Origin of the sequence: Moraxella sp. CTOTU47579, assembly GCF_032004885.1 — a bacterium.
In the GTDB taxonomy this organism is placed as follows: Bacteria; Pseudomonadota; Gammaproteobacteria; order Pseudomonadales; family Moraxellaceae; genus Faucicola; species Faucicola tetraodonis.
The window spans coordinates 95,115-109,274 of record NZ_DALZOJ010000006.1 but is presented as its reverse complement, the minus strand read 5'-3'; the positions used below and the strand labels follow the sequence as shown (position 1 = coordinate 109,274).

12 protein-coding genes are annotated in these 14,160 nt (G+C 46.0%); 3 read left to right on the top strand and 9 right to left on the bottom strand.

Annotation, left to right across the window (positions count from 1 at the left end):
- Nucleotides 1-348: 348 nt before the first annotated feature.
- Nucleotides 349-1,707: a glutamyl-tRNA reductase gene (gene hemA / locus RTP55_RS06060; RefSeq protein WP_312384940.1), complete on the top strand. Its 1,359-nt coding sequence runs from the start codon at nt 349-351 to the stop codon at nt 1,705-1,707.
- A 129-nt stretch (nt 1,708-1,836) separates the two neighbouring features.
- The gene (glnD, locus tag RTP55_RS06055) at nt 1,837-4,515 is read left to right on the top strand and encodes a [protein-PII] uridylyltransferase (protein WP_312384939.1); all 2,679 of its coding nucleotides are present in this window, start codon (nt 1,837-1,839) and stop codon (nt 4,513-4,515) included.
- Between the two features lie 85 nt (nt 4,516-4,600).
- Here the strand turns inward: glnD and RTP55_RS06050 are convergent, their stop codons facing one another.
- The 8 genes from RTP55_RS06050 to RTP55_RS06015 all read right to left on the bottom strand — a co-directional run bounded on the left by RTP55_RS06050 (nt 4,601) and on the right by RTP55_RS06015 (nt 12,757).
- On the bottom strand, nt 4,601-5,833 hold the full coding sequence (locus RTP55_RS06050; RefSeq protein ID WP_227716703.1) for a sugar transporter: 1,233 nt from the start codon (nt 5,831-5,833) through the stop codon (nt 4,601-4,603).
- 179 nt (nt 5,834-6,012) lie between these two features.
- Nucleotides 6,013-6,522 carry a ribosome biogenesis factor YjgA gene (gene yjgA / locus RTP55_RS06045; protein WP_007116564.1) on the bottom strand — a complete coding sequence of 170 codons (510 nt, stop codon included), beginning with the start codon at nt 6,520-6,522 and terminating at the stop codon, nt 6,013-6,015.
- A gap of 51 nt (nt 6,523-6,573) precedes the next feature.
- Nucleotides 6,574-7,449, bottom strand: a complete 876-nt coding sequence (gene rapZ / locus RTP55_RS06040) for an RNase adapter RapZ (protein WP_203171219.1) — start codon at nt 7,447-7,449, stop codon at nt 6,574-6,576.
- 2 nt (nt 7,450-7,451) lie between these two features.
- Nucleotides 7,452-8,396 carry a pantoate--beta-alanine ligase gene (panC, locus tag RTP55_RS06035; RefSeq protein WP_203171218.1) on the bottom strand — a complete coding sequence of 315 codons (945 nt, stop codon included), beginning with the start codon at nt 8,394-8,396 and terminating at the stop codon, nt 7,452-7,454.
- A 19-nt stretch (nt 8,397-8,415) separates the two neighbouring features.
- Entirely contained in the window at nt 8,416-9,297 is an 882-nt protein-coding gene (gene panB / locus RTP55_RS06030) for a 3-methyl-2-oxobutanoate hydroxymethyltransferase (protein WP_203171217.1), read from the bottom strand.
- 206 nt (nt 9,298-9,503) lie between these two features.
- Nucleotides 9,504-9,998, bottom strand: coding sequence for a 2-amino-4-hydroxy-6-hydroxymethyldihydropteridine diphosphokinase (gene folK, locus RTP55_RS06025; RefSeq protein WP_203171215.1), 495 nt, complete (start codon nt 9,996-9,998; stop codon nt 9,504-9,506).
- Entirely contained in the window at nt 9,995-12,190 is a 2,196-nt protein-coding gene (gene pcnB / locus RTP55_RS06020; protein ID WP_312384930.1) for a polynucleotide adenylyltransferase PcnB, read from the bottom strand. Before pcnB ends, folK begins: the two co-directional genes overlap by 4 nt.
- 243 nt (nt 12,191-12,433) lie before the next feature.
- Nucleotides 12,434-12,757, bottom strand: a complete 324-nt coding sequence (locus RTP55_RS06015) for a ComEA family DNA-binding protein (RefSeq protein WP_312384929.1) — start codon at nt 12,755-12,757, stop codon at nt 12,434-12,436.
- A gap of 22 nt (nt 12,758-12,779) precedes the next feature.
- Here RTP55_RS06015 and RTP55_RS06010 point away from each other — a divergent pair, with 22 nt between their 5' ends.
- Nucleotides 12,780-12,959 carry a hypothetical protein gene (locus tag RTP55_RS06010; protein ID WP_312384928.1) on the top strand — a complete coding sequence of 60 codons (180 nt, stop codon included), beginning with the start codon at nt 12,780-12,782 and terminating at the stop codon, nt 12,957-12,959.
- Between the two features lie 59 nt (nt 12,960-13,018).
- On the opposite strand, the gene mazG is transcribed toward RTP55_RS06010, so the two are convergent.
- On the bottom strand, nt 13,019-13,843 hold the full coding sequence (mazG, locus tag RTP55_RS06005) for a nucleoside triphosphate pyrophosphohydrolase (RefSeq protein ID WP_312384925.1): 825 nt from the start codon (nt 13,841-13,843) through the stop codon (nt 13,019-13,021).
- Nucleotides 13,844-14,160 lie beyond the last annotated feature (317 nt).

Genomic DNA, 14,160 nt, shown 5'->3' with positions numbered 1-14,160 from the left:
TAAAAAAATACCATGATAGCTCGAATGGCGGTCCAAAATGCTAGACATGTTAATGATTTAAAGCGTGGCTAAAGAATTTTCCTTAATCAAAAAAGCAGGATGTTTTTCATTTGTTATTAGCAATGGTATAATAATCCATTTTTCTAATTTACTTTTATTAAGTGGCTATTATTAAGTTGCTTTAGGTTTCTTTATATTGCCACTTTTCCCCCTGTGTTATCAAGCATGACAAACGTCGATAGACTGATATAGGCTAGATGTCGCTTAGCTAGCACACTTAGCTAGCACACTTAGGTTCACAAAAATCGGCTTTGATAAACGCGGTCATTTTTAAGGTCAGTACGTTATATGCAGCTTCTGGTTATTGGGTTAAATCATAAAACAGCACCAGTTGCCATGCGTGAGCAATTGGCGTTTGCTGCTGAAGATTTGCCGATTGCCCTAGATTCGCTCAAAGCGATCACCCAAGGCGCGGTGATTTTATCGACCTGCAACCGCACTGAAATCTATGCGCTAGCCCCCGAAGGACAGACCCTTACTAGCACGATGTCACAAGTGATTGAATGGCTAGCGGCTTTTAAAAACACGCCCATGCAAAAAATCGTGCCACACCTGTATCAATATCAAAATAACCACGCACTGCTACATTGGGTGCGGGTAGCGTCTGGGCTAGACTCGATGATTTTAGGCGAGCCGCAGATTTTGGGACAAATCAAACAGGCGGTGCGCCAATCCCGCGCCAAAGAAGGTATCTCGAGTAAGCTTAGCTGGGTGATTCAGCAGGTATTTGCTGCCGCCAAACAAGTGCGTAACGAAACGCGGGTAGGCTCACAAGCGGTATCGTTAGGCTTTGCCGCTGCCAAATTGGTTACCCAAATTTTTCAAAAACCTAGCAACAACACTTTGCTTGTTGTCGCGGCAGGTGAGATGAATCGGTTGGTTGCGACCAATATCGCAGGTTTAGGTGTCGGCAAAGTCATCATCTGTAATCGTAGTCCTGAGCGTGCCGCGCTGCTTGCCTCTGAGCTTGAAACGATTGTGCCGCACATTGAGATTACCCCGCTTGATCAATTACCCAGCGTGTTGCCGCAAGCGGATATTGTAACCAGCTGTAGCGGTAGCTTATATACCTTGATTGATAAAACCATGGTAAAACAGGCGTTAAAACAGCGCCGTCATCAGCCCATGTTAATGATTGATTTGGCCGTGCCTCGCGATATTGACCCTATCGTCAGTGAGCTAGATGACGTGTATTTATACTCAATCGATGACTTACAACATGTGATTGCAGGCAACCTTGAACAGCGTCGCCAAGCTGCCGTAGAAGCAGAATTATTGGTGAGCCAAATCGTGGTGGCGATTGAGCGCAAATACTTGGTACGCCAAGTGGGTCAGGATATTCAGCAGTACCGTGAGCAAGCCAAACACCATGCGGATATGATTTTAAGCCAATCCTTACAGCAGCTTGCCGACGGTCATGCAGCCGAAGCCGTGTTAACCGAACTGACCCGTAAACTCACCCAAACGTTAACCCATGCACCGTCCAAACTATTGCGAGAAACGGCTAGCGAACAGCCCGTAGAAACTGTCAATTTTGTGGCACAACATCTGACCCATGCCTTTCGCAAAGACAAATGTCCCTATCTCACCCATAACAACACCCTGCTTGATGATGAGCCAGCGTCACCGTCTTTTGACAATCAATAATTTTCCTATCGCTGAGCTTTTAAGCGCAAGTTTTCGCTACAAGCGGCGGCTAGCTTTTTTGCATCAAATTTGTAATACTTAAAATTGCTCTGCTAACTCTGATAACAATGGCGTCGATTAGGATTTGCTATGTTTACTTGCCCACCGATACTACCGTATTTTACCCCACTGCCTGCGCTTAGCCTGCAAGGCGAAGCCAATCTTGGCATACCCGCTTGGTTAGCCGCAGTGGAAGCGGACTTGGATAAGGCGCTGGCATCTGGCATACCGATTCGCCAAGTCGTCATGGGGCGCTGCTGTGCGATTGATAGCATGATGGAAGCCTTATTTGAGTTGTATGCACTCGATCAAACCGATTTGACGCTGTTTGCCACAGGGGGGTATGGGCGTGGGGAGTTACACCCGTTTTCAGATGTGGATTTATTGCTGTTAAGTCCAAACCCGATTGATGAGGCCTTGAACCAAAAAATTTCCCCGTTCGTCGCTAAGCTCTGGGATATTGGGATTGATCCTGCTTTGGTGGTGCGCTCCGTTGAAGAATGTGATAAGGCTTGTCACGATGATATCACGGTCGCAACAAGTCTGTTAGAAGCACGAATTTTGGCGGGCAACGTTGCCCAAGCTGGGTTGCCGATGCAGCTACTCAATAAAAACTGGTCACAAACCAAGTTTTATGAGGCCAAAATGGCAGAAGCTAAAGAGCGCTATGTTAAACATAATTCGACGGAGTATAACCTAGAGCCTGACCTGAAAAACGCGCCTGGGGGCTTGCGAGATATTCATACTGTCGGCTGGATTAGTAAGCGCTATTTTCGCGTGACAAACTTGTTTGGACTGGTGCAGCAAGAATTTATTACCGAAAAAGAATTTGATGAGCTGCAACAAGCGGAAGATTTTTTGTGGTTGATTCGCCATCATCTGCACAAAATTGCCAAACGCAATGAAAACCGTGTTTTATTTGACTATCAGCGCCTGATTGCTGAGCGCATCGGTTACCGTGATAATTCGCATCCCAATGCCGCAGTCGAGCAGTTTATGCGCGATTATTACCGTTATGCCATGTCAAACTCAACATTGTCTGAAATGCTCACCCAGCACTACTATGAAACGTTGATTGAAGCGCGTCTACCCGATGAACAGCGCCCGGTACATAAGGTGATTAATGAGCGTTTCAAACTGGTCGGTAATCGCATTGCGGTGACGCATACGCGAGTGTTTGCCCAACATCCAACCGCGATTTTAGAAATGTTTTTATTGATGGGTCAGCAAAATATTCGCCATATTCGTACCCGCACGCTACGGATTTTGAAAATCGCTGCGCGCGGCATTGATGAGCATTTTCGCAATGATCCCGCCAACAAAGCCATGTTTATGGACAATCTCAAAGAGCAAAATCTGCTGTTTTGGCGACTGCGAGTCATGAAGCGTTATGGTGTGCTAGGTAGCTATTTGCCTGCTTTTGGGCAAATTACGGGTTTGATGCAATATGACTTGTTCCACCGTTATACGGTGGATGCCCATATTTTGATGTTGATACGTATGTTGCACCGCTTTACCGATGACAATTATGTTGATACCTATCCGCTTGTCAGTGGTATCTACCGCCGTATTGACCGTAAAGAGATGCTGGTGTTGGCAGCGATTTTTCATGATATTGCCAAAGGTCGGGGCGGTGACCATAGTGAACTTGGCGAGCAAGATGCCATCAAGTTTTGCTTGTCACATGGTTTAAGCCAAGCCGATGCTGAGCTTGTCGGCTGGTTGGTGTCTCAGCATTTATTGATGTCGATGACCGCGCAGAAAAAAGACATCTCTGACCCCGAAGTTGTGGCAGAATTTGCCGATAAAGTCGGGAATGTGACTTATTTGAATTATTTGTATGTGCTTACCGTTGCCGATATGAATGCCACCAACCCGCAGCTTTGGAACAGTTGGCGGGCAACCTTGATGCGTCAACTATATACCCAAACCCGCCGTATCCTGCGGGCTGATATCGATGCGCCGATGAACCGACAAGATATGATTGCCAGTAACAAGCAAAGCGCCCGTGATTTGCTAGCGGGTGATAATGGCTTGGCTGACATTGAAAGCTTGTGGGATGGGCTAGGGGAAGAGTATTTTTTGCGTGAAGTCCCAAGCGATATTGTTTGGCATTCTAAAGCCATCATGGCGCATGATGAGGTACAAAAACAACGCACAGAGAGCGAGCAACCTGAGCCGCTGATTATTTTGCGTGAACATCGCGAGTTGGCACTCGATGCCGTGCAAGTATTTATCTACACCCATGACCAATCCAATTTATTTGCGGTGACCATGACCGTGTTTGACCAAATGGATTTGGACGTACTCGATGCGCGCGTCATCACCGCCTCGCGAGATTTTGCCCTAGATTCTTACGTACTGCTTGACCGACATGGCACACTGCTCACTGATACCGAGCGCCAAACTGAGCTCGTTGAGCGTCTAAAACAAGCCTTTACTAGTCCAACGCTGCCTGAGGTGGCGCAGCGACGCATGCCCAGACAGCTCAAGCATTTTCATGTGCCCACCAAAGTGTCTTTTAGTTTTAACCCGCAATCCAATCAGCATATGATGATTTTGGAAACCCTTGACCAGCCAGCCTTGCTTGCGCGTGTGGGGCAGGTGTTTTTGGCGCATGATATTGAAGTGCATTTTGCCCGCATTACCACATTGGGTGAGCGCGCCGAAGATATGTTCTTTATCACTGACCATGAAGACAAACCGCTATCGGATGAGCGACTAGAAAAACTCAAACAGGCATTGGTAGAAACGCTGAATATCAGTTAACTTGTCAGTGGAAAAATTCGGTGGCAAGCAAGCCCAATCGTAAGCCTAAGTGCAAGCCCAATTACAAGTAAGCTACTGGGTTTGATTACTTTTGGTTGCGCGCCAAATACACCATTAGGCAAACCATGGCAATGAGCGCGATACCTGCCCCTACATAACCCACCATCGCCAGTCCTAGGCTGGCAATCACCAATCCACCGACGAACGCGCCGCCGCCGATACCAACGTTATAAATTCCTGAAAAAATTGACATCGCTACATCAGTGGCATTCGGCGCAAGCTGCAATACGCGTAGCTGCAAAGCAAGGCTAATCGCCGTAATTGCCAAGCCCCATAGCATCGCTAAGGCAAGCCATAAGATTGGCACATGGGGCAGCCAAGCGGATGCCAACAACGAAAACAGCAGCGTTGCCATCGCGCTAATCAAAAACGCCCGTGGAAAACGGTCATAAAAGTGCCCAAATAGCCAGCTCGCTAGCAACCCTGCCACCCCAAAACTCAGCAAAATCACTGTGGCAAATTGCTGACTAAACTGACTAATCGTCAGCATATAAGGCTCAATATAACTGTATGCTGTAAAGTGTGCCGTCACACATAGCACAGTGAGTGTATAGACAGTGAGCAAGGGAATATTATTAAAAATACTGGGTAGACTTGCGGCTGAGCCGACATCTTTGCTCGGCAGTTTTGGTAAAATCCACCACACCATAATCATTGCCAAGAGCGCAGCCGCGCCAATCGTACCAAACGTCATCCGCCACCCAAGCCACTGCCCAATCATCCGACCCAACGGCAGCCCAAGCACCGTCGCCAGCGCGCTACCCATCGACAATAGCCCCAAGGCTTTGGTTTGACGATCTTTGGGCGCCACACGCACCACAAGGCTTGCGGTAATTGACCAAAACACCGCATGCGCTAGCGCAATCAATGCCCGCCCAACCAGCAGCATGGCAAAACTTTGCGCCATCACCGACACCGCATGCCCTCCGATAAAGATAACAAATAATGCTATCAATAGCTTACGGCGTTCGATACGGGCAGTGACAAGCATGGCAGGGAGCGACAAAATAGCCACAATCCAAGCATAAATGGTTATCATATGCCCCACCGTTTCTACCGGCATGGCAAAGCTATGACCAATGTCAGACAGCAGCGCAATCGGCACAAATTCGGTGGTATTAAAAATAAATGCCGAAATCGCCATGACAATCACGCGCCACTGGCGAATTTGGTTGGGATAGTTGGGATTGGACTGGGTGTGTTGACGTAACTGGTGAAAATGACTCATTGCGGACAGGATGGCTAAGGCTGATGGCATACCTTAGCGGCTCACTCTATAAAATAAAAGCAATTTTACGTTATTTTATGATGAAAATAGCTTTGGTAGTAAAAAATCGACTCATAGGCTAGCGCGCCAACCCCAACTCACCAAAAAAGCAATACTCACTAGCCAAGCCACATAGGGATAAGGGGTTAGAAAACTGGCAGTCAGTCCGACTATTTACCTTTGGACAAAATCGCCACTTGGCGAATATAAGTGTGTAAATCAGCCACACTCTCATTCATCAATTCATCATCTTGGGTGTATTCGGCATAGGCAATCCAAATCAGCAGCTGCTTGATAGTGTTGAATTCACTGTCAAAAAAGGTTTTGGTAAATTGTTTTAAGGTATTGTCATCTTGCAAATTTAGGCGCGTTTGCCAACTTTCAATTTTGGCTTGTTGCTCAGGGCTAAAGGTATGGCGAAATAAAAATTCGACAATCGCATGCGGTTCTTCTTCAGCCAGCAATTTACCCAAACGCTTAATGTGACGTTTACGTGCTTCATGGCTAGTAATATCGGCAAGCTGCAGCAAGTCATCCAAAAAAAACTCACTGGCAGGCAGTGCCTTCATTTGTTTTTTTGACAAATTGGCAAGTGGCTCAGCCAGTCGCTGTAGGCGCTCATGGGCTTTTTTTAGTTCGGTACGGCTAACCGCCATATCCATTTCAGCAAAATTAATCATTTATCAATCTCAAAGTTATCAATCATAAGTACAAAGTTGATTCAGAACGCACTACCAGCGGTTTTTTTCACGGTGCTTGATACGTACTACCATCTCTTTGGGTAGCGATTGGGTCAGTGACTCGCCCAACTTTTCTGCGATATACACAGAGCGGTGTTTGCCCCCAGTACAGCCGATAGCGATGGTCACGGTATGGCGATTATTGTGCAAAAAAGGCGGTAACCATTTTTTAAAAAAAGCGATAATATCATTCGCCATGTCATCTACTTCACTGTAGTCATCAAAAAATGCTTTGACATCATCATCTAGCCCTGTCTGGTTGCGCAGTTCAATCTTCCAATGGGGGTTTGGTAGGGTGCGCACATCAAAAATAAAATCGGCATCAATCGGTGCCCCATATTTAAACCCAAAGGATAAAATATTGACGGTTACCGCATTATCCACGCCCAAATGATCGCGGATGACTTCTTTGAGTTGGTGGATATTAAGAAGGCTTGTGTCAATTTTGATATCAGCGCGGATGGCAATCGGCTCTAAAATATCGATTTCTTTTTTGATGGCATTGGGTAGATTACCCGATACCGCCATTAACGGATGCAGACGGCGCGTGGCGTCAAACCGTGCCACCAGGACGCTTTCTTGGGCAGTCACATACAGTATTTTAATCGCCGGTTTGCTATAAGTCTCTATGAGCTTATGATAAACCTCGGCAAACCGCGATAAGTCCGCTTGTGGCGAGCGTACATCGATACCAATAGCGATTTTATAAATTTGGCTGTCATGTACAAGTTTATCAATGGCACTAGCTACTAGCGAGAGTGGCAAATTATCAATTGGATAATAGCCAAAGTCTTCCATGATATTGAGAACCGATGTCTTACCCGAGCCTGAACGTCCTGAAACAATGATAACTTGTAGCGTTGACATAGTTAATCCTTTACAGATGCGGTGGTAGGTTGTTGATTAAAATCGCTAGCTGATGGCTGATTTAGTTCCTGATTCATTTCCCGACTAAATTCTAGGTTATCTAAAAGCCGTGTTTTCTTGCCCAAAAAAGCGGCGGTCAAAATTACCAAGTCTTTATCAGTGGGCTTCGGCGGCTGTAATAAGCGATTTTTAACTTCCAAATAATCCACTTTAAAGCCTGAATCAGCCACCGTCAGGCGATTTAACTTATCAATTGCGCCGGCAATAATCTTGTCAAAATCGGCAAAATTGGCAGTTGTTAACTCATTGGCAAGCTGTTGCAAGCTTTTTTGCAAGGTGGGGGCAAGTTGACGTTCTGCTTCGCTTAGGTATTGATTGCGAGACGATAATGCCAACCCGTCATAAGCACGCACGATATCCACCCCGACAATCTCAATCGGGAAATTTAGCTCAGCGACCAACTGGCGGATAATGGCAAGTTGTTGATAGTCTTTTTTGCCAAAAACAGCGATGTCAGGTTGGACGATATTAAACAGTTTGCTCACCACCAAGCCCACGCCATCAAAGTGGGTGGGGCGAGTGTTGGCACACAAGATTTTGCTAATATCGCCTGACAGCACTTGCACGTTGTTAGGGTAGGTCGGGTACATTTCTTCCACGCTTGGGGCAAATACAAAATTTGCCCCCGCCTCGGTAAGTTTTGCCACATCGGCCTCTAGCGTGCGTGGGTAGGTATCAAAGTCTTCACCCACGCCAAATTGGGTTGGGTTAACAAACACACTGACCACCACGATATCGGCAAGTTCTTTGGCTTTTTTGACGAGTGTCACGTGACCGCTGTGCAAATTGCCCATCGTGGGGACCAGCACTATCTTTGGCGCTGCCGCTTGATGGCGTAAAGGGTTTAAGGTGTCACGTAATGCGCTGATGGTATGAAATACTTGCATTGTTTTGCCTTTATGATTACTAAAAACTATGGGCTGGCGTTGGGAATGTACGCTCTTTGACCGCTTTATGATAGGCTTTAAACGCCCCGGTGATATCTTTGGTTTCGTTATGCTCGTCGGTCAAAAAGTCTTTGACAAATTTGGCAGGTTTACGGGTATATACCCCAAGCATATCGTGCATGACCAGCACTTGACCATCACAATCCACGCCCGCACCAATACCAATCACTGGCACAGGGAAAGTGTCACGCACTTTTTTGGCAAGCTCAGCAGGGACACATTCGAGTAGTAAAATGGCGGCGCCTGCTTCTACCACTGCTTGACAGTCAGCCATGAGTTTTTCCGCTTGGGCATCGGTTTTGCCTTGTACTTTGTAGCCACCAAACACATTCACTGATTGCGGCGTCAAACCTAGATGCACGCAGGTCGGCACGCCGTTGTTGGCAAGCACTGATACGATTTCGGCAAGCTCGGCACCGCCTTCGATTTTGACCACATGCGCGCCTGCTTGCATCACCGCTTGGCTGGCATCGAGTGCGCGCTCAAGCGTGGCAACGCTCATAAAAGGTAAATCACATAAAATCAGTGCATGACTGTTGGCACGAGCCACGTTTTGGGTATGATACACCATGTCTGCGATCGTCACCGGCAAGGTTGAGGTTTGTCCTTGCACCACCATGCCAAGGCTATCGCCAATCAAAATGGTATCAATCCCTGCAACTTGCATGGCTGCTGCAAAACTGGCGTCATAACATGTCAAACACGAGAACGTCTCGCCATTGGCTTTGAGTTTGTTTAAGGTGGACAAAGTCACAGGTAATTTAGGCTTGGTCGTCGCTGCGGCAGATGTTGACTCAGTTGTTGAATCAGGGTTAGATTCTAGGTTGCTAACGTAGCTCATGCGGTTTCCTTTAAAAAGCAAGGTTAAAAGAATCAAGGGTAAAAGAAGTAAAGCTAAAAGAAGCAAGGGCAAAAGAAACAGGCAAAAACAAGAAATAGGAAAAACAAAAAACGTTACTTTATCAATGGTTTAATTTTTTACGATTTCAAATCCATAGCATCAATAATTTGTTAATTGTTACAAAAAACCATGTTAATTGATATGAGTTAAAGCACGGTTAATTTTTCCAAGCCCTGCCACTGTTGACTGGTCGGTAAGTCTGCCAATTTTTGTCCATTTACCATGAGGGTTGGGTCAAGCTCCAACATCGGAATTAGCACAAAATTACGCGCAAATAAACCCTCATGTGGCACTACTAAACGCGCATTGTTGATTGTGTCATCGCCATACAATAATACATCGACATCCAAACTACGCTCACCCCAGTGACGCAAACGCGTGCGCTTGGCAGCGCTCTCCAAACTTTGGCAAAAATCGAGTAAGGCTAAGGGTGCCAAATCGGTATCAACTTTTACCACTGCATTAAAAAAATCAGGCTGGTCGGTGACCCCAAAGGCTTTGGATTGATACAGTGATGATGCTGTAACATTGGCAAAGTGCGGCGATGCGTAAAACGCCGCAATGGCATTGGCAATATGCTGCCTTGGCGTACCAAGCGCGTTTGCGATATTGCCCCCCAAACCGATATAGCAAGTAATCATGGCTGAGGACCGTCGATTTTGACCGCGCGTTTGCGAGTGCGTTTTGGCGCTGCCGGTGCCTCGTTCTCAGTCACCGCTTCTGCTGAGACTTTGCTATCAGTAACTGCTTTTTTACGCGTCCGTGGCGCACGCTTTGGCTTTAGCTGTACCATGACATTTGCCGTGATATTTTCAACCGCTGATTCATTTTGTGGCGAATCATTGACGGTCTTAGTCACTGTATGAGTGTCGGTAACGCTGTTATTTTCACTGCTAAGGCTGACCGGTTCGCCACGCAAATCACTAGCGGATGTTGCAATATCTGCTTGCTGACGTTGCTCCAAAATCGACCAGTTTGAGCTAGGGGTACGTCGCGCACGTTTGGCAGGTACACTCGCTGCCGATAAATAGGCTTTGTCGCGTTTGCGTGAGCGACCTAGGTTCGAATTATTTGGGTGTGAATTATTTGGGCGTGCGCTTGTCTCAGTATAAGCTGATACTGAAGCAGAAACTGTCGGCTGATAAGGGTGGTCATCGTCTTTTTGCGCTGCGATTGGCGCTACGATAAGTGACTTAGCGGGTGCTGAGTTGGTGTGAGTGGCAAGCGATAACTGCTGCAGTTGGGCTTTTTCAAGTTGCTGCTGCTGTGTTAGTTTGTGCGCTTTGGTAGATAGTGACGTATCTTGCAGCGGTTCACGCTCGATTTGGCTATTTGCTGCCAACGGCAAATGACGTCGTTCGCGGCGGCGCTTTCCATGACTAAAATCGCTACCCATGCCTTCTTCATTATCATGCACCGCATCGCTAGTTTGGTAAGCAACACTGTCATCCTCAAAACTGGTCTGATTGACAATATTGGCAAAGCGCAAACGTACTGATTCAAGGTCAAACTCATCAATCGCTTGTTGCTGCTGTTTGGCACCTAGGGTTTGAAACCACGCCCACCAATGTCCCATGCCGTTGGTGCTTTCATCATCAAGCGTAATCGCTGCGCCATGCTGTTTGGCAAGCGCTTGGTTTTTGGCTTCTACTTGCTCACGCATCATCAAAAAGTCATAGGCAGCCCGAAAACGCGGATTTTCAAACAGCTTTTGCAGATTTTTTTTGCGCGGCTGGGCAAGTCGTGGCTGCATGAGCCAAATATCTTTAATAAACTGCTCGGCAAACTTGGGCATGGCCGTGTGCTGGCGCTGCTTGTCCAAGACTTTATTGGCGGCTTGGTTTTGCGCGTCGCTAAACGGTGTGTTCTTTTTAAACTTATCCAATAAATATAGATAATTTTCCCACAAAATAGTCGCATAAAAAAACGCAGGGTTAATGCTTTTACCACTGCCTATGCGCCTATCGGTATTTATGGTGACTTGGTTGAGTAGCGGTGTCACGGTTGTCGGTGGGTAAAACAACAACTGGGAAAACGCACCATAATCAAATAGCAGTGGTAACATCGGCACCAAGTAGCCGCCTGTGAACATTTTTTGCGTTTCATCGTACAAGCGGTGAGGGGATACTTGTGCCAATAATGCCCAGTTTTGCGCATTGAATTGTTGGTTTAAGGCATTGTCAAAATCAAACTGCAATTTTGCTTTAAAACGCAGCGCTCGTAGCAGACGTACAGGGTCTTCTTCCACCCGTTTTTGGGTGTCACCGAGCAGACGAATGGTGCGGTTTTCAACATCTTTTAGCCCACCACAAAAATCATAAACGATGTCGTCAAATGGCTGATAATACAGGGCATTGATACTAAAATCGCGGCGCACCACATCTTGGTAGATATCACCCCACACATTGTCACGCATAATCATGCCGTCTTCGGTGAGATGATTGTTATCCTTAGGCGGCGCGCGAAAGGTGGCAACTTCAATCATATCGCGACCAGAATACACATGACACAGCTGAAAACGCCTTCCGATGATGCGGCAGCGTTTGCCAAATACTTCTTTGATTTGATTGGGGGTGGCATTGGTCACAGCATCAAAGTCTTTGGGCTTTAAGCCTAACAAGGCATCACGCACTCCACCACCGACGATGTAGGATTCAAAACCCGCCTGCGTCAGTGTGCTAATCACTTCTTTGATGGAGTTGGGTAAATCAGCTTTGTTTAAGCCCAGTTTTTTGGCATCCCGGCGAGCCGACTGTCTATCTAAAACATAATCGGTTGCGGTATTGCCAGCAGCGGTTGCCGTACTAGGTGATTTGCGAGTTTTTTTTGCCATGTATAGTAACCAAAATCCATGAAAACGGCAGAAATTTATTAGCGGTTAGTGTACCAAATTTCTGCCTAACTAGGGATATTAATTCACGGTTACAAAAAATCCAGTGAACAAAAAATATTGTCTACTGAGTGATTATTTGTAGGACGTTAGCTGTACAGGATGAGATGGTTTGCTTTCTAGTACACAGTGTATAAAGCATGAGAATAGGCTTGTGATGATTGCCCATGCTTTATTGAGCTATCACTATTGGGTGATAATGCGGTGGCGATTTTTATCGACAGTCGCTTTGCCGATACCTTTGACGTTGGCTAGGTCATCCGCTGTGGCAAACGGCGCTATCATTTGCCGGTATAAAATAATTTGTTGGGCTTTTTTGGCGCCGATACCATCAAGCTGTGTAAGCTGTGCTTCACTGGCTGTATTGATATTAATCACTTTGGGTGAATTGGCAAGGACATTTGCAGAGGGTTTTGTGGTGCCACCGTTAGTCCCAGTCAAATTTGTCACTGCCAAAAAAGCCTGCTCGGGCGTCATGGTTGGGGTACATACTTGCGCCTGTGCGGGCATTGCCCATATACTTAGAACTAAAATGGCAAAAATCGAGCCAAATAATAATCGAAAAATCATTGCTTTAACGGTCAAATCCCTTTTAACTCAGTATAACTTGCCCAGACTTTTGGAACAATCAATCTTGGGCAATAAAAAAGCCAAACTTAGTACAAACTTAGCTAAAAAGCTGTTTTACCAAAAAAATGTACACGGCATGTAAACAGGGTATTAGCTGTCAATAATACTAGACCCTAAAACCTAGGTCGTGCTAAAAACCCCTTATACAAGTTTTTCATGCTGTTTTGCCAAGTTCCACAAGTTATCCATTTCCTCTAAGCTAGCAGTTTCAGGGGTTTTACCCATTTTGGCGAGCTCATCTTCAATAAAGCCAAAACGAGAGCGAAATTTATGTACGGTGGTCAAAGTCGCTTTTTCGCTATCAATGCCCAGTTTGCGAGCAATGTTGACTAGGGCAAAAAAACAATCCCCCAGTTCTTTTTCTAGCAGCGCTTTTTGCTCAGGCGTCGGTTTTTGACCATCGATTGGTAAGATTTCTTTGAGTTCTGCCACTTCTTCATCCAATTTGTCCACCGCACCCGACACCACATCCCAATCAAAACCGACTTTATTGGCAGTTTTTTGTAGTTCTTGCGCTTGCATTAACGCTGAGCCTGCCTTGACCGCATCAAGGGTGCGGCGATGTTTTACCAGTTTACCCCGTTTGGCTTTTTCGGCATTTTCCAAGGCTTTGATTTCATCCCAGCGTTTTTTGACATCTTCATCGGTTTTTAGATTTTCTTTGTCGAACACATGCGGGTGACGGCGAATGAGTTTTTGTTGTAAGGTGAAAATCACCTCACTGATATCAAACTGCTGCTGCTCTTGGTATAAACAAGCGTGAAAAACCACTTGTAACAGCACATCGCCAAGCTCACCCTTGATGTCGTCCATGTCGCCCGATTGTATGGCCTCGACCAGCTCATAGGTTTCTTCTAGGGCATAGGGAATGAGGCTGTCGTTGGTTTGTTTTTTATCCCAAGGGCAGTCTTGGCGCAGTCGTGCCATTAAGGCAATGAGGTCAGCAAAATTGGAAGTCGGTTGCATCGTTATCTCTGAAGGGTGATTGATGGTAAATGATGAAAAATTCACAATATAATTGACCTAGCTATTTTAGCGCATTTGACGTGGCAATCTAAGTCCATTAGTGAGTGCATTTGTCTTGACAGTCTAGATGCCTAAAATACAGAGGCTTTAAATACAGATACCTAAAATACAGATGCTGCAAAATAATCGTTGTCATCGCTATGCCATTTTGTCAAACTATAGTGATATTGGCACAAACTTACCTAATTTAAAAATATAAGAAATATCAAGGCTCAGAATAAGCGACGGCTTCGCTAATTTTTGCTGCGATTTGTAAG

Excerpts from the sequence above, each read along its gene's own strand:
- RTP55_RS06050 (WP_227716703.1), bottom strand. The coding sequence starts at position 5,833 with ATGCCATCAGCCTTAGCCATCCTGTCCGCAATGAGTCATTTTCACCAG.
- glnD (WP_312384939.1), top strand. The coding sequence starts at position 1,837 with ATGTTTACTTGCCCACCGATACTACCGTATTTTACCCCACTGCCTGCG.
- RTP55_RS06015 (WP_312384929.1), bottom strand. The coding sequence starts at position 12,757 with ATGCCCGCACAGGCGCAAGTATGTACCCCAACCATGACGCCCGAGCAG.
- panB (WP_203171217.1), bottom strand. The coding sequence starts at position 9,297 with ATGAGCTACGTTAGCAACCTAGAATCTAACCCTGATTCAACAACTGAG.
- RTP55_RS06010 (WP_312384928.1), top strand. The coding sequence starts at position 12,780 with ATGGCAAAAATCGAGCCAAATAATAATCGAAAAATCATTGCTTTAACG.
- hemA (WP_312384940.1), top strand. The coding sequence starts at position 349 with ATGCAGCTTCTGGTTATTGGGTTAAATCATAAAACAGCACCAGTTGCC.
- mazG (WP_312384925.1), bottom strand. The coding sequence starts at position 13,843 with ATGCAACCGACTTCCAATTTTGCTGACCTCATTGCCTTAATGGCACGA.
- folK (WP_203171215.1), bottom strand. The coding sequence starts at position 9,998 with ATGATTACTTGCTATATCGGTTTGGGGGGCAATATCGCAAACGCGCTT.
- pcnB (WP_312384930.1), bottom strand. The coding sequence starts at position 12,190 with ATGGCAAAAAAAACTCGCAAATCACCTAGTACGGCAACCGCTGCTGGC.
- panC (WP_203171218.1), bottom strand. The coding sequence starts at position 8,396 with ATGCAAGTATTTCATACCATCAGCGCATTACGTGACACCTTAAACCCT.
- rapZ (WP_203171219.1), bottom strand. The coding sequence starts at position 7,449 with ATGTCAACGCTACAAGTTATCATTGTTTCAGGACGTTCAGGCTCGGGT.
- yjgA (WP_007116564.1), bottom strand. The coding sequence starts at position 6,522 with ATGATTAATTTTGCTGAAATGGATATGGCGGTTAGCCGTACCGAACTA.